The 19,489-nt window shown below is 72.3% G+C and carries 14 protein-coding genes; 2 read left to right on the forward strand and 12 right to left on the reverse strand.

Annotation, left to right across the window (positions count from 1 at the left end; translation table 11 throughout):
* Positions 1–9: 9 nt before the first annotated feature.
* From AC6EXY_RS06740 to AC6EXY_RS06780, 9 genes are all read right to left on the reverse strand, one after another.
* Positions 10–1,530, reverse strand: a complete 1,521-nt coding sequence (locus tag AC6EXY_RS06740; protein ID WP_101830500.1) for an FAD-dependent monooxygenase — start codon at positions 1,528–1,530, stop codon at positions 10–12.
* Positions 1,527–2,216, reverse strand: a complete 690-nt coding sequence (locus AC6EXY_RS06745) for an antibiotic biosynthesis monooxygenase family protein (RefSeq protein WP_207770178.1) — start codon at positions 2,214–2,216, stop codon at positions 1,527–1,529. The genes AC6EXY_RS06740 and AC6EXY_RS06745 overlap by 4 nt, the downstream gene beginning before the upstream one ends.
* A 158-nt stretch (positions 2,217–2,374) precedes the next feature.
* On the reverse strand, positions 2,375–3,094 hold the full coding sequence (locus tag AC6EXY_RS06750; protein ID WP_101830499.1) for a response regulator transcription factor: 720 nt from the start codon (positions 3,092–3,094) through the stop codon (positions 2,375–2,377).
* Between the two features lie 64 nt (positions 3,095–3,158).
* On the reverse strand, positions 3,159–3,884 hold the full coding sequence (locus tag AC6EXY_RS06755; protein WP_101830498.1) for a response regulator transcription factor: 726 nt from the start codon (positions 3,882–3,884) through the stop codon (positions 3,159–3,161).
* A gap of 1,253 nt (positions 3,885–5,137) precedes the next feature.
* A complete protein-coding gene (locus AC6EXY_RS06760) occupies positions 5,138–7,585 on the reverse strand; it encodes a serine/threonine-protein kinase (RefSeq protein ID WP_499816842.1) in 2,448 nt (815 codons plus the stop codon).
* On the reverse strand, positions 7,585–9,900 hold the full coding sequence (locus AC6EXY_RS06765; protein ID WP_499816841.1) for a serine/threonine-protein kinase: 2,316 nt from the start codon (positions 9,898–9,900) through the stop codon (positions 7,585–7,587). The genes AC6EXY_RS06760 and AC6EXY_RS06765 overlap by 1 nt, the downstream gene beginning before the upstream one ends.
* A 42-nt stretch (positions 9,901–9,942) precedes the next feature.
* On the reverse strand, positions 9,943–12,492 hold the full coding sequence (locus AC6EXY_RS06770; protein WP_499816840.1) for an NHL domain-containing protein: 2,550 nt from the start codon (positions 12,490–12,492) through the stop codon (positions 9,943–9,945).
* Positions 12,493–12,821: 329 nt separating this feature from the next.
* Complete coding sequence (locus AC6EXY_RS06775) at positions 12,822–13,574, reverse strand: ABC transporter permease (RefSeq protein ID WP_101832012.1); 753 nt, start codon at positions 13,572–13,574, stop codon at positions 12,822–12,824.
* Positions 13,571–14,446 carry an ATP-binding cassette domain-containing protein gene (locus AC6EXY_RS06780; RefSeq protein WP_499816839.1) on the reverse strand — a complete coding sequence of 292 codons (876 nt, stop codon included), beginning with the start codon at positions 14,444–14,446 and terminating at the stop codon, positions 13,571–13,573. Before AC6EXY_RS06780 ends, AC6EXY_RS06775 begins: the two co-directional genes overlap by 4 nt.
* A gap of 190 nt (positions 14,447–14,636) precedes the next feature.
* On the opposite strand from AC6EXY_RS06780, the gene AC6EXY_RS06785 reads away from it, so the two are divergent.
* Both AC6EXY_RS06785 and AC6EXY_RS06790 read left to right on the forward strand, forming a co-directional pair.
* Entirely contained in the window at positions 14,637–15,977 is a 1,341-nt protein-coding gene (locus tag AC6EXY_RS06785; RefSeq protein ID WP_243407548.1) for a sensor histidine kinase, read from the forward strand.
* Positions 15,955–16,170, forward strand: coding sequence for a response regulator transcription factor (locus AC6EXY_RS06790; protein WP_243407547.1), 216 nt, complete (start codon positions 15,955–15,957; stop codon positions 16,168–16,170). Before AC6EXY_RS06785 ends, AC6EXY_RS06790 begins: the two co-directional genes overlap by 23 nt.
* A gap of 176 nt (positions 16,171–16,346) precedes the next feature.
* On the opposite strand, the gene AC6EXY_RS06795 is transcribed toward AC6EXY_RS06790, so the two are convergent.
* The 3 genes from AC6EXY_RS06795 to AC6EXY_RS06805 are packed head-to-tail and all read right to left on the reverse strand — an operon-like array spanning position 16,347 to position 19,404.
* Complete coding sequence (locus AC6EXY_RS06795; RefSeq protein WP_243407546.1) at positions 16,347–17,405, reverse strand: type III polyketide synthase; 1,059 nt, start codon at positions 17,403–17,405, stop codon at positions 16,347–16,349.
* Entirely contained in the window at positions 17,399–18,649 is a 1,251-nt protein-coding gene (locus tag AC6EXY_RS06800) for an acyl-CoA dehydrogenase family protein (protein WP_243407545.1), read from the reverse strand. Before AC6EXY_RS06800 ends, AC6EXY_RS06795 begins: the two co-directional genes overlap by 7 nt.
* On the reverse strand, positions 18,646–19,404 hold the full coding sequence (locus AC6EXY_RS06805; protein ID WP_101832009.1) for a class I SAM-dependent methyltransferase: 759 nt from the start codon (positions 19,402–19,404) through the stop codon (positions 18,646–18,648). The genes AC6EXY_RS06800 and AC6EXY_RS06805 overlap by 4 nt, the downstream gene beginning before the upstream one ends.
* Positions 19,405–19,489: the final 85 nt, after the last annotated feature.

Raw genomic sequence — 19,489 nt, forward strand, 5'->3', positions numbered from 1 at the left:
GGGACGCCGTCATCCGGCGAGGGCGGCGTGGCGTCGGGCCGGACCGTGCTGGGCGCCACCGCGCGGCGGCCCGAACCAGCGCCGGAGCGCCTCGACCAGACCGCGACCGCGCTCGCCGTGCGCCGGGCCGCCGTCCGCCGTGCCTCGCGTCCAGGCGACGTAGCCGTCCGGGCGTAGCAGGATCGCCGTGGTGTCCGCCGGCCAGCCGGCGCCCGGTGTCCCGGTGACGACGTCGACTCGGTCGGCCCAGCCGGTGGGCATGGTGGTGCCGGCGGGATCGAGCAACACACCGCGGGCGGGCCGTAGCGCCGCCGCGACCGTGGTCGAGCCCACCGCGACGTCCGGCATCCGCGCGCCGAGCAGCGGATGGTCATCGGAACCGACGTCGTAGCGGACGTCGAAACCGCTGACCATCCCGGACAGCCGACGGCCTACTTCGGGCAGCTCCATCAGCTCGCCGAAGACTGCCCGCAGCGGCTCGATCTCCGCGCCGCTGAGATAGAGCAGGCCCTGCGCCCGGGTGTTGCGCAGCACCCGCTCGGCGACGGGGCGACGCTCGCTGTGGTAGCTGTCGAGCAGGCCCGCCGGCGCCCGACCTGCGACGGCGGCGGCGAGTTTCCACCCGAGGTTCGCCGCGTCCTGCACGCCAAGGCTCAGGCCCTGCCCGCCGGCGGGCAGGTGGACGTGGGCCGCGTCGCCGGCGATCAGTACCCGGCCACGCCGGTACTCGGTGACGAGCCTGGTCGCATCGGTGAACGCGCTGACCCAGCTCGCCCGCGCGCCGTGCAGACTCTCCCCGGTCAGGCGCGCCCAGGCGTCGGCGACCTCGGCGAACTCCGGTTCACGCCGGCCCGGCCGGTGCGCGGTGCCCTGTTCGCAGACGATGATGCGGTCGACGCCGTCGGTCAGCGGCGCGGACATCACCATGCCACCGGCGACCCGCTCACCGATGAACCGGGGCCGGATCGACGCACCGACGACGTCGGCCAGGTACATCTCCCTGGTCGCGTCAGTGCCGGGGAAGTCGAAGCCGGCGAGGGCGCGAACCGTGCTGCGCCCGCCGTCGCAGGCCACCAGGTAGGAGCCGGTGAGCTCGACGCGCTGCTCGCCGTGGCCGCCCGGCGCGGTCAGCCCGACCCGCACGCCATCGGGTTGCTCGGCGAGGTCGACAAGCTCGTGACCGCGCAGGATCTGTGCGCCGAGCCCGCGGGCCCAGTCCTCGAGCACCCGTTCGGTGCGGTCCTGCGGGACACCGCGCACGCCGAAGTACGCCCCGGGCAGCACGCCGAAATCCATCGGGATGCCGCCGAAATGACCCTGCCGGTTGGTCTCGACCGGACCGAAGGCGTCGAGCAGCCCGCGCTGGGCGAACACCTCGGCGGTACGTGCGGTGAAGCCCAGACCACGGGATTCGCCGCTGGGCCGTTCGCGGCGCTCGATCACCACCACCTCCGCGCCGCCGAGGCGCAGCTCGCCGGCGAGCATGAGCCCGACGGGACCCGCGCCGGCGATGAGCACCGGGCCGGTCATGACGGCGCGCTGACGTCCGCGGACCGGGTGTGCACCACCCGGTAGGTGTTCGCGTCCCGTGAGGTCAGCAGGGACCGTGCGCGTTCCCGTATCGCCCGCACGTCCGCGGGGCGCTCCTGTTCAGGCAGCTGGTGGAAGGCGTCGTAACGCTCCTTGCTCTCCCACTGGGCGATGTTCACGACGAAGGTTCCGTCGAGGCCGCGCAGAATGCTGTTGGACCGGTAGCCCGGCACGGTGGTGACCCACTCGTCGTCCTGCCCGAACAGCTCGACGAGTTCCTGCTGGTTGTCCGGTTCCACTCCCATCACCACGATCACGCTGTAGTCGTCGACCTGGGGAGAGATCTCGATCCGTTCCCGGGACGGGTGGAGCCGGCTGAACACCACCTCTGTCTTCAGCAGCCTGATGGACGTCGAGATCTCGTTGAACAGTGGAATGGTCTCGTGCCGGAACTTCTCTCCCTCGTAGCGCCGTTCGAGGTCTGCCGCGCTGCGCCACTGGATGTAGTTGGCGGTGCCGGGCTCGTCCTCGCCGCCGAACAGGGTGGACGATATCCAGCCGTCGTAGTCGGCCGAGTCAATGATGTCCCGCATGACCTCCAATAGTCGCCGCTGACCGTCCGGACTGTCCGTACCGAAAAGATTCAGGACCGTGAGATAGCCGTCGCCGGCCGAGATGAACGCCACGATTCCTCCAGGGAAATCGGGAGACGCCGCAGGCCGTGATGAAGGCCGCGGGCAAAGGGATGCGGATCAGGTCGTCCGCCGCACGTTCCGCGCACCTTCATTGTTGCGCTACTTCACCGGAGAGGTCAACAAAGCAATAGGACAAGCTTTCCGTAAACCTACGTCAGAGAAATTCCAAGCGACTGGCCGGGAACATCTGTGGCGGCGAGGTCGCCGTCCCGGTAGCCGATGCGAAAGCCAATCCCTCGCACCGTCCGGATGACGGACGCGTCTCCCACCTTGGTTCGTACGCTGCTCACATGGGTGTCGAGGGTCCGGCTGGACTGCGCCGACTCGTCGCCCCACACCGCGGCCATGATGTGGCGGCGGCTGAACAGCATCTCCGGCTGGGCTGCCAGCAGGGCCAGCAGGTCGAACTCCTTGCGGGTCAGCCGGACCGGGCGGCCGTGGACGTAGAGCTCCCGGGCCTGGGTGTGAATGTGCACGGGGCCGGCGGAGATCGGTGGGACGACCGGCGCACGGCCCTGGGTGCGGCGCAGGATCGCCTGAGCGCGGGCTACCAGTTCGCGCAGGCTACAGGGGCGGAGCAGGTAGGCGTCGAGCCCGGACCGGAAGGCGACGACGTTGTCGATGCCGGCGTGCGGAGCCGCCGTGCCGATCACGGGGACGGCGCTGGCCCGCCGGATGCGTCGACAGACCTCCAGGCCGTCGAGGTCTGGCAGGTCGAGGGCGAGCACCAGCAGGTCGGCGCTGCGGGCCAGGTGTGCCGCCGCCGTCCCGCTTGACGCCGCGACGATCTCGAACCCCTGCCGGGAAAAGGACTCCTGGACCCGGCTCGCCTCCGCCGGATCTCGCTCCGCCACGAGTATCCGAGTCACGTCTGCCTCCGATCAGTTCATGCACGCTCAAACGCGCGTGCAGTCGCACGGCAAGAAGAGGCGTTCAGTCATCGCCGCCGATACGGAAACCGATTCCGTGCACGGTGACTATCCACGCCCGCGAGTCGAGCTTCGCCCGTAGGGTCGCCACATGGGTGTCGAGGGTGCGACTCGACAACGACGTCTCGTCCTGCCACACGCTCGCCATAATCCGTTCCCGGGAGAAGACCGTGCCCGGTTCGGTTGCCAGCAGGACGAGCAGCCCGAACTCCTTGCGAGTGAGGGTGATCTGGCGGGTCCCCACGGTGACCTCGCGGGTCCGCAGATTGATGACCAGGCGGCCGTGTGTGATGAGGTCGCGCGTTCCGGGTGGCTGCCGTGGAATCGTGTCGTGCTCCAGCGGGATGGGCCGGGCCCGCCGCAGGACGGCGTCGATGCGCGCGGCCACTTCCAGACCGAGGAACGGCGCCGGGACGTAGTCGTCGAATCCCGCCTGCAGGGCCAGCACGCAGTCGAGTTCCGAGTCCCGCGGCTCCGCGTCGGGCTGCCCCGATCCCGTCGACGACAGTGCGATGAGGGGCACCTGACAGTAGCTGCGCAGCCGCCGACAGACCTCGAGCGCGTCGAGGTCCGGCAGGTCCAGGCCGAGCAGCACGCAGTCAACCTTGGTCGGCCAGGCGAGAACGCCCGCCCCCGTGCTCTCCAGGCCGACGGTGAAACCGTGGCGGCGTAGCTGCGCGGCGAGGTCGCGCGCCGCGTCCTCGTCTCCCTCCGCCAGCAGCAGACGCATGATTCACTCCCCGTGGTCGGGACAGGCCCGCGGGTAGCGGGCACACGAAAGACCGGCCCGCGGTCGTGGGCCAGCTCCAACATTCCTGGGCACCCGCACAAGCGCCCGCGGCGAATGGGGGTTGGGGCGCCGGAAGGCCTGGTAGGGGCGCGGCACCCACTTCACTGCGAATCATCGATCGACGGCATTACTGGCCACTGGCTGAATGATCGCCGTCCTGCCTTCTTGCGTGGCGGATGGTCCCGCCGGAAGGCGATCATTTCTCACTTTAACAGTCGATATTGAGAGGGTCAACTCCAGTGCACACCGGCCGGAAACATCGCCGCAGCGTTCTGTCGCTGATCGATCTAAATGTGAGATCGGCCGCAGTCCCTGGACGTTGTACTGCTATTACGGCGGCCGACGGACCTTTAGTTGCCCAAAAGGGCGGCAGGCAATCTGAAGCCCCGGAGTGGGGGCCGCCCACCACGCTCAGCCGCTGCGCGCCGGAAGACACTCATCCGCGAGGCTGATGACGCGGGGATGGTAGGTCTGGGCCGCCCGGCCGAACCTGATGCCGTGCCCGGCGGCCGGTGCCCGCTCTACCTCGGCGCGTGGCGCGGCCGCGAACCGGCCGCACCGTCATGGGGCCAGTGGCGTTCATGCTCCGGGATTGTGGGCCGGACCGGCCCGGGGACGCCCGGGAACCGATGTGGCCACGTCTGGACCTCGGCGACGTCCCAGGTGGCGGAGGAGGACCTGCGCGCGGATCGGGCACAGCCTCGGTCGGGCAACCGCGGGCACCACGGACTCCCGGGCCGCGCCGGGCTCCATCAGGGAAAGACCAGGCGCCGCCGGAGTATCGGGGTAACCCGCTCGCAGGTCAGGCCCGTGCAGCGCCACAATGACCGCCCCCGGCAGACCGACCGTGGGCTCACGCAGCAGCGCCGACGGCGAACGCTCTGTAGGCCCCGGAACGACCTCGCGTGCGGTACCGGCGTCTCCGGTCATACCTTGAGATTGCTGCCGTGGATCGAAACGGTCAAGCAGGAGACATTCAGAAAAATGGAAACTCTCTGTCAGATTCCCTGTCTTTGACGGTCGGCCGAACCAGCGCCAGACCGGCGTGGGAGGCTGCCGCGCCGCGAAATGCGAGATGAAAGCGCGACGGTGAGGATCCTGACGAGGCGGTTGTGGCGTCTGGAGGTATCGGGGCGTGCGACGATCATCCCGTCCACGATCTCGAGGCCCGCGCACCCGGCCACGGGGAGTTGTCAGGATCTCGAGTGGGCGAGCAGGTGGCCGACTCCGTGGGGGTCGATCCGCAGGACGCGGGGGGAGTCGCCGATGTACAGGTCCCCGGCGCGACCGACGGCGACCTGTTCCGGGTTCCAGAGCGAGACATGCGTCGGCACCCCGTCCCACGCGGTGGGGTCCTGGGTGCTCGAGCCGGCGAAGGTGGTGATGATCCCGTCCACACCGACCCGGCGGATGCGCCGGTTGTAGGTGTCGGCGATGTACAGCGTGCCGGCCGCGTCCACCGCGACTCCGCGCGGACCGTTCAGCTGCGCCGCCGTGGCCGGCCCGCCGTCGCCGGACAGGCCTTTCGTGCCGTTGCCGGCGACGGTGGTGACGATGCCGCGCGGGTCGATCCGGCGAATCCGGTTGTCCTGCCAGTCGGCGATGTAGATGGTGCCGGCGTGGTCGACGGCCACGGCGGACGCCGAGCGTACCGCCCCGCCGCTGGCCGGCCCGCCGTCGCCGAGCGGGCGGGGACGGGTGTCCGACGTCGTGTCGATGAGCGTGGTGAGCATCCCGGTCCGGTCGATCCGGCGGACCCCGAGGGAGCTCAGGTACAGGTTGCCCGCCGCGTCGACGTCGAGCCCGCCGGCGGTGAGACTCGCCCGCAGCGCCGGACCACCGTCGCCGCCGCTGCCGACCGCCGTCCCGCCGCCGGCGATCGTGGAGATGATCCCGCGTGGGTCGACGCGGCGAACGCGGTTGCTGCCGTCGAAGATGTAGCATGCCCCGGCCGCATCGACGGCCAGACCCTGGGGACGCTGCAGTGTCGCGCGTAGCGCCGGGCCACCGTCGCCGGCCGAGCCGCTCTCCGCGCCGCCGGCGATGGTGCGCAGGTAACCGCGCGGGTCGACGGCGATGATCCGCGGGTTGTCCCGGTCGGCCAGGTAGACGGTGCCGTCGCCGGCCACCGCCAGAGCGGCGAACGGGCCGGTGGTCGCGATGCCGTCCGGTCCGGGCGCGGTGAGGTCGGCGGCGTCCGCCGCGCTGGTCACCGGGGGTCGCGGCGACGGCTGCGTCCCGCCGCCGTCGAGCCCACCCAGACAGGCCAGTATCCCGGCGACGACGGCGGCCATCGTGCCCGCCAGTGCCGCCGCGCGCCGCCGTGACCGCCGCCGGCGACGCTCGCCGTCCGGCGCCGAGGTCGGCGCGTCGAGCTCCGCCGGGCGGACCGCCGGGTCGCCGGGCGCATACCCGCCGGGCCGGAAGGCCCCCGGCGCAGGCGGGGGGGCAGGCGCTCGCGCACCCGCGCCGCTGGCGGGGACATGCCTGGGCGCTGGGACGGGCGAGGCTCCCGGGGTGGGTTGCGGGAGGTGCGCGGGCCGCGGGACCTCGGAGCGCCGCACGGCCGGTGGGGCGTCCACGGCCTGTGCGGCGTCCACGGGGGCCGGGGCGTCCACAGGGTGCTGCGAGGGGTCCGACGGGTGGGGGGCATGGGTGGGGTGGCTGGGGTGCGCGAGGCGGGTGGCGTCGGTGACGTGGACGGGCGCGGCACCACGAGCGGTGCTGCCACTGTCGATCGTCCCCGGGGTGATCGTGCCGGGGGTGATCGTGCCGGAGGTGAACGCCGTGGTCACGACGGTGACGCCGCTGCCGGGCAGCCAGCCGGGTCCGAACGCGGCGTCGGCCGCCGCGGTGAGCTCCTCGGCGAACACCGTCCCGCCGGGCTGGCGGGCGGCGGGATCCTTGGCGAGGGCCCGTTGGACGACCACGGCGAGCGCCTCGGGGACGCCGGGCAGCGGCGGCGGGTCAACCTCGACGTGCCGGCGGAACAGCTCGGGCACCGGCAGGTCGGCGGGGAACAACGGCGCGCCGCGGAGCAGTTCGTGCAGCACCGCGCCGAGCCCGTAGATGTCGGTGGCGGGGCCCAACCGGCCGCGGCGGATCTGCTCGGGTGCCATGTAGCGGGGAGTGCCGGCGAGCCGGCTCGCCGCACCGCCCGCCCCCTCGGAGATCTTCGCGATGCCGAAGTCGGTGAGCTTCGGCTGGCCGCGCGCGGTGAACAGGATGTTGGCCGGTTTCACGTCGCGGTGCAGGATGCCGGCCTGGTGCGAGCGGGCCAGGGCGTGGGCGACGGCGAGCGCGACCGCGCAGGCCGCCGGCGGGGTCAGCCGGCGGGCATCCACCGGCCCGCCGGGCAGCAGCTCCATGACGAGCAGGCACACATCGTCGCGGGCGATGAAGTCGTGGATGCGGACGATGTGCGGATGGTCGAGGCGGTTGAGCAGGCGCGCCTCGGTGCGGTATGCGTCCATGACCGCGGGGTCGGCAGTGGTCGTGGCCAGCACCTTGATGGCGACCTGCCGGTCGAGGTCCCGGTGGCGGCCGGCGAGCACCAGGCCGGACCCGCCGGCGCCGAGCTGCGGCCCGACGGCGTAGCCGGGCAGCGCCGCCGCGACCCGGTCCCGGTCGACGGCGACCATCAGCGCCCTCGCCCGGACGTTCCCGGCTTCACCGCGATCACGTCGATGCGGTGGGCGTTGGCGTCGCACACGAGCAGGTAGCCCCGGTAGTACAGGATGTTCTCGGGCCAGGCGAACTCGGCGCCGGTCGCCGGGCCGCCGAGGCCGGCGCTGCCCGAGGTTCCCGTCCCCGCGATCGTGGTGATGATGCCACGCGGGTCGATCCGGCGGATCCGGTGCGCCGAGGCGTCCGCCAGGTACAGAGTGCCGTCGTCACCGGGGGCGACAGCGGCGCCGTACCCGGTCAGCTGCGCGCGGGTGGCCGGGCCGCCGTCACCGGCGAATCCCGCGGTGCCGTTGCCGGCCACGGTCGTGATGATGCCGCGCGGGTCGACGTGCCGGACGCGGTTGTTACCGGAATCGGTGACGTACAGGCCGCCGTCGGACGGGTCGATCGTCATCGCGTCGAGGTAGGTCAGCCGGGCGCCGGTCGCCGGCCCGCCGTCGCCGCCGAAGCCGTACCCGCCGGAGCCGACGACCGTCGAGATCAGGCCGTCGCGGTCGATCCGGCGGACCCGCATGTTCCCCCCGTCGGCGACCAGCAGACTGCCGTCCGGGCCGAGCGCGACCCCGCTCGGCCCGCTGATCTGGGCGAACACGGCCGGGACGCCGTCGGAGGAGAAGCCGGGCGAGGGCGGGTCGTTGGTTCCGGAATAGCCCGCCTTGCCGGTGCCGGCGACGGTCGTGATCACACCGTTCGGGGCGACCCGCCGCACCCTGCGGTTCTCCTGATCGGCGATGTACAGGTCGCCGGCGTCACTGACCGCGACGCCCACGGGGGACGCCAGTTTCGCCCTGGTCGCCGGGCCGCCATCGCCGGCGAAGCCGTGGATACCGCTGCCGGCCACGGTGGTGATGGTGCCGTGGCGGTCGACCCGGCGGATCCGGTTGTTACCGGTGTCGGCGACGTAGAGGTCGCCGTGGCGGTCGACCGTGATCCCGCGCGGACTGTTCAGCGCGGCCTGGCTGGCGGGTCCGCCATCGCCGGAGAAACCCTCGGTGCCCAGGCCGATCGCGACGGTGATGCGTCCCGCCGCGAGCGTCGTCGGAACCCAGCCCGGCATCCGGTCGGAGTCGCGCCCGCCGACGGCCAGGTAGGTGACCCCGCCGGCGGCGGCCAGGACGACCGCGGCGGCCGCGGCGACGAAGGCGACCCGCCGGCGCTTCCACCCGCCGGCCCCGCCGGTCCCGCCGATCCCGCCGATCCCGCCGATCCCGACGAACCTGGCGAACCTGGCGAACCGTGCGGCGCGGCGACCGGCGGGGCCGTCCCCGCCGAACGGATCGGTGGCGCCCGCGGCGCCGTCCGCTCGCGGCCCGGATCCGCCGAGACCGGCGGGGATCCGGGCGCGGCGCGCACGGTGGCGCACCGGGTCCCGCAACTCCTCCGGAAGCCGCAGGACGATCCCGGTACCAGCCGTCCAGTCCGGGCCGTACGCGCGGACCGCGGCGAGGGCGAGCGCGTGCGCGAACACCCGGGCGTCCGGCTGCCGCTGCCCGGGCTGCTTCGCCAGCGCCCGCATCACCACCGCGGCGACACCCTCGGGCACACCAGCCGGCGCGGCCGGGATGACCTGCAGATGGTGCCGGAACAGTTCCGGCACGGACAGGCCGGAGCCGAACAGCGGCCGCCCGGTGAACTGCTCGTGCAACAGCACCCCGAGGGCGTACAGATCGGTCCATGGCCCCAGCCGGCCACCGGTGATCTGCTCGGGCGCCATGTACCGGCCCGTGCCGACGACGCGGCTGGCGGTGGACGCGGTGCCGTCGAAGATCTTCGCGATGCCGAAGTCGGACAGCTTCGGCTGACCCGCCTCGGTGAACAGGATGTTGTCCGGCTTGACGTCGCGGTGCAGCACCCCGGCCTCGTGTGCGGTGGCGAGCCCGTCGGCGACGGCGAGCGCCACGGCGCAGGCGGCCCGCTGCCCCAGCCGCTGGCGGGTGAGGGTGCCACCGCCGAGCAGCTCCATCACCAGGAGTGCCAGGTCGCCGTTGCCAGCCCGATTGTGATCGACCTGGCCGCCGTCCACATAGTCGTGGACTCGCACGATGTGCGGATGCTCCAGCCGGCTGAGTATGCGCGCCTCGGTGCGGAAACCCGCCATCGCGACCGCGCTGCCGGCCAGGCCGGCGGTCATGACCTTGATCGCGACGTCCCGGCCCAGGCCCAGATGGCGCCCGGCGAGCACGAGCCCGTACGCGCCGGAGCCCAGCTCGTCGCCCACCGCGTAGCCGGGCAGGGCGGCGATCACCCGCTCACGGTCGATGACTGGCATCGCGGCCTCCCGATCTGACTGTTCCGAGCGTCCATCCGACGGTCAGCCGCGGGCCGGCGGCCGCGACGGCGCCACCACACGGATCCGCTTGGAGATTCGTTCGGAGAGGAACACGAGGCCCTGGTGGTCGACGGCGACCGCACCGTCGGGCCGGCCGAGGCCTGCCGCTCCCGCCGGGCCGCCGTCCCCCGAGTAGGTGGTGCGCGCGGACCCGGCGAGGGTCGTGATGACGCCGCGTGGGTCGACCTTGCGGATCCGCCCGTTGCCACGGTCGGTGATGTAGACGTTGCCGGCGGCGTCGACCGCGACGCCCCGCGGCACCTGCAGGGACGCCCGGGTGGCCGGGCCACCGTCGCCGGCGAACCCACGCCGGCCGTCGCCCGCGAAGGTGGTGATGATGCCGTGGGTGTCGACCTTGCGGATCCGGGAGTTGTTGGAGTCGTCGATGTAGAGGTTGCCCGCCGCGTCCACCGCGACGCAGTAGGGATGATCGAGCAGCGCCGCGGTGGCCGGCCCGCCGTCGCCGAAGGACCCGACTCCAGGGGAGCCCGCGTACGTGGTGATGATCCCTCGGGTGTCGACCCTGCGGACGAGGTTCTCGCCGAAGTCCGCGATGTAGGCATTGCCCGCGGCGTCGAGGGCGACCGAGCCCGGGTAGGACAGCGGCGCCTCGGTCGCCGGGCCGCCATCCCCGGCACCGGCGTCGCGGTAGCCGATCGCGGTGCCGACCACGATGTGCTCGTCGGTACCGGCGAAGGTGCTGATGATCCCGTCGCGGTCCACGCGACGGATCCGGTGGTTGAACGTGTCGGCGATGTAGAGGTCGCCGTCGTGACCGAGGGCGATGCCGGCGGGCTGGTTGAGCCGTGCGGCGGTGGCCGGCCCGCCGTCACCGCTGAAGCCGGCGGTGCCGTTGCCCGCGACGGTCGTGATCACACCCTGGGCGCTGATCCGCATCACCCGGTCGCTGCCGAAGTCCGCGTAGTAGAGGTTGCCGAACGCGTCGACGGCGATGCCGAACGGGTCGCCGAGGCTGGTCTGCAGCGCCAACGCGCCACTGACGGGCACGCCCGGTCCGCCCGTCCCGGCGACCGGCCAGATCCTGGCCCCCGGGTCGCTGGTGACCTGCGGCGTCGTCGGGGCCACAGCGGGCGGGCGGAGCGCGGCCGGCGGCGCGTCCCGCTCGTCGTGGCGCGGGTACAGCAGGGCGACCGTGGCCGCGACCAGCGCCAGCACCACCGGCAGGACGACGGCCACCCGCCGCCGGCGCCAGACCCGCCGCCACCTCCCGGCCCGGGCATCGCCGCCGCCGGGCGCCGCGGGCGCCGCCGCGGGCGCGGTCTCGGCTGCGGTCTCGGCTGCGGTCTCGGCATCCCGGGCGCCGCCCTCCGGCGGACCCGGGACCTGCGTGGGCGCCCCGCCGGTCGGCGGGACCAGCACGGGCGGGCTGTGGGCGGGCGGGACCAGCAGAGGCGGGCTCTGGGCGGGCTGGCTGGGCGCGGGCGGGTTGGAGGTGGGTGGGAGGAGCGCGGGCGGGCTGGATACGGGTGGGAGGAACGCGGGCGGGTTGGACACGGGTGGGTCACTGGCGGGTGATGGATCGAGGCGGGTGGTGTCCTCGTCGCCGGGGCCAGCGGGATCGCCGCCGCGCGCGGGCCGCGGTGCCGCGCTGGCGACGTGCCCGCTATCGGGGGGCGCGGCTTCGACGAACCGGGCGGTTTCGGTGAGGTGTACGTCGAGGCCACTGCGCCGCTGCCAGCCCGCGCCGTAGACGACCCGGGCGGCGGCGGCGAGATCGGCGGCGAAGGCCCGCGCGTCGGGTTGCCGGGCCGCCGGCGCCTTCGCCAGCGCACGCAGCACCACCCGCCCGATCGGCTCGGGCACCCCGAACGGCGTCGGCGGCGCCACCATGCAGTGATGCCGGAGCATCTCGGGTTCGGGCAGGCCGGGTGGGTAGAGCGCGGCCCCGGTCAGCAGCTCGTACAGGGTGACGCCGAGGGCGTACAGATCGGTCCACGGCCCGAGCGCCGTGCCGTGAACCTGCTCGGGCGCCATGTACCGCGGTGTTCCGATGACGGTGTGGCCCGGGCTGGCCGGCTGGCCGGTGGCCGGCGGCCGGTCGGCCAGCAGGGCGGCGATGCCGAAGTCGGTGATCTTCGGCCGTCCGGTCGTGGTGAACAGGATGTTGTCCGGCTTGATGTCCCGGTGCAGCACGCCGAGATCGTGGGCGTGGGCCAGCGCGTCCGCGACGGCGAGGCCGAGCAGGCAGGCGTCGGGCCCGGACAGCCGTTGGTGGGCCAGGTTGCCGCCGGGCAGCAGTTCCATGACCAGGACATACAGCCGGCCTCGGGCGACGAAGTCGTGCACGCGGGCGACGTGCGGATGGTCGAGGCGGCTCAGCGCCCGCCCCTCGGTGCGCAGATCCATCTCCGTCGCACCGGGGCGCGCTGAGAGCACCTTGATGGCGACGTCGCGGGCGAGGGGACGGTGATACCCGGAGAGGACCAGGCCGAACCCGCCCGAGCCGAGCTCGCGGCCGACGTCGTAGTCGGGGAGCGCGGCGATGATGCTGCTGCGATCGACTGCCGGCACGTCCCGTCCTGGGTCACTGTGCTCTTTGGACTCGCTACGGTGGGCGCATCCTCCCACAGCGGAATTCCCGTGCATATCGGACCGCCTGTCGGCTGGCCGACGGCCTGGCCCACACCATCCGGACCTGTCGAGGCGGGATGACTCGAGGCGGGATGACACGCAGCCTGTGAACGAGCCGGCGCCTGGTCCCACACCAGCGGACGAAACGACCGCGGCCACGCGCGACCGGGTGACCAGCCGCCTGCTCGCCCGGCGGACACGTGGACACGACAGTGCGGCCGCGCATCGGTGCGGCGGACAGGTGCCTCAAAGTGCGAGCCGGACGTCGCTCACGCGTCACGGCTGTGCAAGGCGTGCCAGCCACCGAGGACCGCCACCGCCGTCCATACAGCCATAATCGGTAGACCCAGCCATGCGTCGTAGACGAAGCCGGAATTCGAATGGAGGTTCATGGCTGCGTACAGCCCAGCCCGATCAGGCAGGAACTGAGCGACCGTCCGTAGGCTGGGAACCTCCATGCTCAGCGGAGACAGAAGGAACAGGAATGGCAGGAAAATCCCCATCGTCGCAGCCGGCGCGCGGAAGATCGTGGCGAGCCCCACGCAGAGGAGGGTCAGCAGCGGAAAGTAGAGGACCAGAGAAATCACGCCGCGCACCGTGCCGGGATCGCCAAAGGGGACTCCGTGTTCATCCAGTAGACCCTGCGCTGCGAAGAACGTGACAAGGGTGGCCGGAACCGCGACGGCCAGGGAAGTTCCCGCCGTGACCGCGAGTTTTCCAACGTAAAACCGGGTCCGTTGGGGAACGGCGGTGAGAGAGGTGGTTATTGTGCCCTTCTCGTACTCGCCTCCCATTGCCAGCATCGCGAAAACGGCCACGGCAACCTGGGCGAAGTTCGCCCCCCAGAACGCCAGCGCCAGGGGATCAAAATCATGTTGTGCTGCTTCGCCGTCGCCGTAGGCCCCGCAGGCAAAGGAGCCGAAGCCGACGAGCAGGACAGCTGCCATCATCAGGGCCCATACGATCGATCGGACCGATCGGATCTTGGTCCACTCTGAATACAGCACCGGCCGCAGGGTCACGTCAGCGCCTCTCGTCCAGCAGCGGCGGTGAACTCAGCGGAACCCGCGGTCATCCGCAGGAACGCCTCCTCCAGGGAGTCGCTGTGCGGCTGCAGTTCCTGGAGTGGCACGCCTTCGCGGGCGGCGATCGCGCCGATCTGATCCGGCTGTGCCTCGAGTACCTCCCACAGCCCGCCTTTCGTCGCGGTCAGGGTGAACCCCTCGGCGGCCAGTGCCCTGCCCAGCCGCTCGGGTCGGGTCGTGCGCAACCGGACCCGGCCGTGGCCGTACCGGGCACTGAACTCGGTCATGCTGACGTCGGCCAGTAGCCGGCCTCTTCCGATGATGACGAGATGATCGGCGGTTACGGCCATCTCGTTCATGAGATGGCTGGAGGACAAGACCACCCGACCGTCGTCGGCGAGTTCCCGGAGCAGGTTCCTGATCCATTGGATGCCCTCCGGGTCGAGGCCGTTGAGCGGTTCATCCAGGATCAGCACCTGAGGATCGCCGAGCAGAGCGGCTGCGAGCCCGAGCCGTTGACGCATACCCAGGGAGAATCCGCCGATCCGACGCCTGGCGGCACCAGCCAGGCCGACCCGGTCGAGCATGTCGTCGACCCGAACATCTGGGATGCGGTTGCTCCTGGCGAGGACCAGTAGCTGATCGCGAGCCCGTCGCCCGGGATGCACGGCAGCCGGATCGAGCAGCGCACCCACATGCCGCAGCGGCTCCTGGATCCGTGCGTAGGACCTGCCACTGATGAGCACCTCGCCGTCCGTCGGTCGGTCGAGGCCGAGCATCATCCTCATGGTGGTCGTCTTGCCCGCGCCGTTAGGTCCGAGAAAAGCGGTCACCCGACCCGGCTCGACCTGAAAACTCAGCCGCTTCACAGCGACAGTCGATCCGTAGCGTTTAGTGACATCCCGAACGTCGATACGCGCTCTGGGCGGTGGTTCCTTCTCGGTCGCCATGCTCCTAGTGAGCGACACGCCGGGCTGTGCGCGGATCCCCCAATCGTCGCTGCTTCCCTCCCTCCTGTGGGGGAGGCACCCGGGGGATCGCCGTAGGCATCATGGAAGGGTGCCGATCCTTGTCTCCCTGGTGCTCCGGCCCGCGGTCTACACGCGCTGGCTGCACCTGGCCATGGGCGGGATCTTCGCCGGTATCTGCGTCATGGTGGCGCCCGGCTTCGACGAGTCCCTGGCAACCACCCTGCTCACCTGCCTGGTGTCCCCGTTGCCGGTGCTGGCTCTCGCCGCGTTCGTGCCCGTGACCCGCCACGCGGAGGGCGTCCAGGCACGGTTGCTCCTGAAACCGCAGGACAGCACAAGGATCAGCGTCGCCCGCTCGCGCACTCTGTCCGACCTGCGCCGCACCGGGCTCTGGTTGTTGCTCCGTGTCTGGTTCGGAGTCGCCGTCCTGGCCCTGACGGTCAACGCCGTCGCTCTCGCCATCCAGCTCATGGTCGCCCCGTTGCGGCAGGGACCGCTACGCACCGCCGGAATCGAGGTACTGGACCGCGATCATCTGCTGCTGGGCCCGCTCCTCGTCCCGCCACTGGTCCTTGTGCTGCTGTGGATCGTGGTCGCCGTCGGTGAGCTACAGGTACGAGTGGCCCAAGCCTTCCTCGGCCCGTCACCGGCCGAAAGGCTGGCGGAGGTCGAACATCGTGCCGGCCAGCTCCTGGAACGTAACCGGCTCGCCGCGGAACTGCACGACTCCATCGGTCATGCGCTTACCGTGACGGTCCTGCAGGCCGGCGCGGCCAGGCAGGTCGCGGGCGCCGATCCCGCGTTCGTCGAGCGGGCCCTGACCGTCATCGAGGAGACCGGGCGGCGCGCCATGGACGACCTCGAACGAACCCTGGGGATACTCCGCGACACTCCAGTAGGCGTGCGCGCCCGACCCACTCTCGCTGATCTCGACGCGCTCCTGGACATCGCCCGGGCTGCCGGCGCCCCGGTCACCGCCGACGTCAGTCCGCGGATCGGCGACATCCCCGGCGTCGTGTCCCAGGAGGCCTACCGGATCCTGCAGGAGGCGGTGACCAACGCCCTGCGGCACGCGCCGGGCTGCGCGGTGGTGATCGATATCGGTGTCGACGACACGTGCCTTGACCTGCGTGTCGTCAACGCGATGAGCAGGTCCACCACCCTTCCACGCGGGGGGAAAGGCCTGCGCGGACTGCGGGAACGGGCCATCCTCCTCGGCGGCGAGTTCAGCGCCAGTCGCCAGGACGACCACTGGACCGTCGACGTCCGGCTTCCTACTCAAACGCGCGCGCCCCACGGAGATCGTCCAGGCCGTACATCTGGTCGCATCGAGCGATACCCTGCTCTTCCCCGAAGCGATCCGGCACATGGCGAGCAGATCAATAGACCAGGCGGCCGTCGAGGTGATGCGGCGGGTTACGCTCACTGACCGGGAAGCCACTGTACTCCGGCTGATCAGCCAGGGACTGTCCAACAACGAGATCGCGGACCGGCTCTACCTGGGCGTCCAGACCGTCAAGACCCACGTGAGCAGCGTGCTGGCCAAACTCGGTGCCCGGGACCGCACACAGGCAGTCATCATCGCCTTCGAGTCCGGCTTCGCGAAGCCTGAGAGGCTCTGACGCCCTGCGACGGCCTCGCCTACCTCGGGCAACCCGGGCGGGGGCAGCTCGATCTCCTCCTGCGCGAGATCCTCCCCGCCGCCTTCGGCGACCGGTCGGCGGCCGGAAACCGCTTGTTTCAGGTCGAGGACGCTGCGGTCGGGTCGAGGACGCTGAGGTCGGTGGGGAAACGTCGGTCAGCGGGCGCGCAGCAGCGCGAGACACAGAGTCAGGCCGGGGCCGAAGGCCATCGCGACGACGGTCGCGTCTGTCGCCAGGCCCCGGCGGAGCTGGTCGAGGACGAGCAGGACCGTGCCCGACGAGCAGTTGCCACGGGTGTCGAGGATCCGACGGGTCGCCGCGGTCTGCCCAGGGCGCAGGCCCAACCGTTCCTCGACGACGTCGACGATGCGGGGGCCGCCGGGATGCACGGCCCACGCGCCGACGTCGGTGACGTCCGCGGCGATCGGCACGAGCAGTGCCGCCGTCGCCTCCTCGACATGCTTGGCGAGCACGTCGGGCACCTGCGGGGACAGGCCCATCCGGAAACCGTGGTCGGTGATGTGCCAGGTCATCAGGTCCTCGCTGGCGGGCGCGGTCGCGGCGGTGGTGTCGAGGATCTCCAGGCCGTGGGGGGCGTCGGGGAGAACGACGACCGCCACCGCGGCGTCGCCGAACAGGGCGTGTGCGATGACCTGTTCCAGGTCGCGGTGTGTGACCGCGGGCTGGACGTGCAGGGACGTCAGTTCCACGCAGAGCACGAGCGCGGGCTGCCGGCGGGCCCGGACGAAATCGGCCGCGGCCCCCAGGCCCGGAATGGCGGCGTAGCAGCCCATGTGGCCGATCAGTAGCCGGCGCACCGACGGCTCCATGCCCAGCTCGCGGGCCAGGTGGATGTCCAGGCCGGGCGTCGCGTACCCGGTGCAGGACACGACGACGAACAGCCCCACCTCGGCGGCGCCGATCCCGGCGTCCGCCAGCGCCTCACCCGCGGCCCGGCGACCCAGCGGCGGGGCCTCGTCGAGGTACCGGCGCATCCGGGCCGCCGTCGACCAGTCGCTGATGTCCTCCCGCCGGGGATCGACCACGCTGTGTCGGGTGCGGACGCCGGAGCCGAGGAACAGCCGGCGCGCCAGCGCGTCACCCCGGTACCGATGCGCGAAGTAGTCGTCCCACAGGCTCTGCTGGGCGTAGGGGTCGGGGAAGGCCGAACCCAGGCCGGTGATCACGGCGGCGGACGGTGCCGCGGTCACCACCGGGCCACATCCGCGTCGGCGTCCGGGTCGCCGCCGAGCGCCGCGAGGCCCAGCCAGTCCGCGCACACGTCGCTCGTCGCGGGGTGCAGCGAACCGCAGCGGGCGTCGCGGTAGAGCCGCTCCAGCGGATGCCCACGGCGGGTCACCGACGTCCCGCAGGCCTCGACGATCGACGCGGCGACGTCCTGCGCGGTGCGCCCGGCGAGCAGTTTCGCCCGCCACACCCACCGGTTCGTCGAGGGTGACCCCGGGTCGGCGTCGACGCGGCGGGCGCACTCGTCGACGACCGCGTCCAGCGCTGACAGGGCGGCGTCGGCCTGGCCGAAGCGGGCGCGCACGGCGGGCAGCCCGGCGAGCCCCCGCGGCAGCCCGGTGCCGGTGCGGCCGCGGGCATGCTCGATCCCAGCGTCGAACACGGCCCGGCCGACCCCGGCGTAGACGGCGGCGTAGGAGGCGACCAGCCACTGCGGCATCACCTGCGCCACCAGCAGGCTCAGCCCGGCCATGCCCCCGACCAGCGCGTCGGCGGGAACCCGCACGTCGAGGCGCACATCGTGGCTGCCGGTGCCCCGCATACCGAGGCTGTCCCAGTTCGGTTCGACGTTGACCCCCGGGCCGCGGGGGACGAGGAAGTGACTGATCGTCGCGGCTGAGGGTGGGACGGACGTGCGAGGTTCCTCGGCGCGGGCGGCGACGAAGAAGACGTCGGCGTGCGACGCCCCCGAGCAGAACGACTTCACACCGGTGATCCGGTAGCCGTCGCCGTCGGGCTGGTAGCGGGTCCGCAGCTCGGACAGGCGGGAGCCCGCGCCCCGCTCGCTCATCGCGACGGCGATGAACGCGCCGGCGGCGGCGGCCGCCAGGGTCCGGTCGCGGGCGGCGAAGTACGACTGCGGTGCCCCGATCGCCCGGGCGAGGTCGTCGGGTGTCCTGGCCAGCGCCCCGACGACCGACGTGTGCATGTTCAGGGCCAGGGCGGTCGCGCCGCTGCCCGTGGCGAGCACCCGAGCGGCGTCCGCCCAGTCGGCGAAGCCACCGCCGGACCCGCCGAGCCGCGTCGGCACGAGCAGCCCCAGCAGGCCGGCGCCGCGCAGATCGTCGAGGTCAGCGGCGGGCAGCTCGCCGTCGCGGTCGGCGTCGACGGCCCGGGCGGCGAGGCCGTCGACGGCGCCGCGGGCGAGCTGCGCGGCGTGGACGGACTCCCTGGCAGCGAGGGCGCGGGGCGACGGAATCGGGGAACTCACCGGTGGCCCCCCGCGGACGCGGTGCGAAAGCCGACCGCCTGGTAGACCCCGGCGGTGGAGCCGGTGGGCACCATCCGGACCGAGTCGGCGCGCCGCGCCAGCCAGCGGGCGTAGTCGACGAACGACGGGCGCAGACCGTTGGCAACCGTCATGTCGATGCCGGCGCGTCCGAGTGCGCCGGCCAGCCGGTCTGGCGAGACGAGCAGCGCCGGATCGTGCAGTCGACGCGGCGGCCCCCCGGGCAGGTGCTCGGCGACGCGGACCAGGGCCAGCCGGCAGAACAGGGTGTCCGCGAGTGTGTCGATGACGATGGTGCCACCGGGCGCGAGCACCCGGCCGATCTCCGCGCAGGCGCCGTCGAGGTCGGCGAGATGCTCGAACAGCTCGCCGGCGACGACGCAGGAGAACTGCCCGTCCGGGAGTGGCAGACGGTGCACATCGGCCCGGACCGCCAGCACGCCGTGCCCGGTGGCCTGGCGCAGCGCCGGTGCCGACAGATCGACGCCGACATGCCGCCATCCAGCGAGCCGGCCGGTGAGCGCCACCGAGAGCAGCCCGGCGCCGCAGGCGAGGTCGAGCAGCGCCGCGCCGGGGTGCGGGGGGTCCGGGATGAGCCGTCCCCGGGCCTGCGCGAGCCAGCGCAGCGCGGCGAACTGCCCGTGCGTCCCCCACCACTCGCCGGCGAGGTCGTCGTACTGGGCCGGGTCGTTCCTGGGCCGGCGGGGGGCGCGCCGCCGCGGCGGGGGAGCGTTCACGGGTCTCCGGGAGGGGCCTCAGGGCCGGTGGCCGGCGGCATCGCCGGTCTCACCCGCACACACGGTGTGACAGTCGCTCCACGGT

It is taken from the genome of Frankia sp. RB5, assembly GCF_059816245.1.

Bases quoted from the DNA above. Each gene is read 5' to 3' on its own strand.
- AC6EXY_RS06740 (WP_101830500.1), bottom strand. From the start codon at position 1,530: ATGACCGGCCCGGTGCTCATCGCCGGCGCGGGTCCCGTCGGGCTCATG.
- AC6EXY_RS06760 (WP_499816842.1), bottom strand. From the start codon at position 7,585: ATGGTCGCCGTCGACCGGGACCGGGTCGCGGCGGCGCTGCCCGGCTAC.
- AC6EXY_RS06790 (WP_243407547.1), top strand. From the start codon at position 15,955: ATGCGGCGGGTTACGCTCACTGACCGGGAAGCCACTGTACTCCGGCTG.
- AC6EXY_RS06765 (WP_499816841.1), bottom strand. From the start codon at position 9,900: ATGCCAGTCATCGACCGTGAGCGGGTGATCGCCGCCCTGCCCGGCTAC.
- AC6EXY_RS06755 (WP_101830498.1), bottom strand. From the start codon at position 3,884: ATGCGTCTGCTGCTGGCGGAGGGAGACGAGGACGCGGCGCGCGACCTC.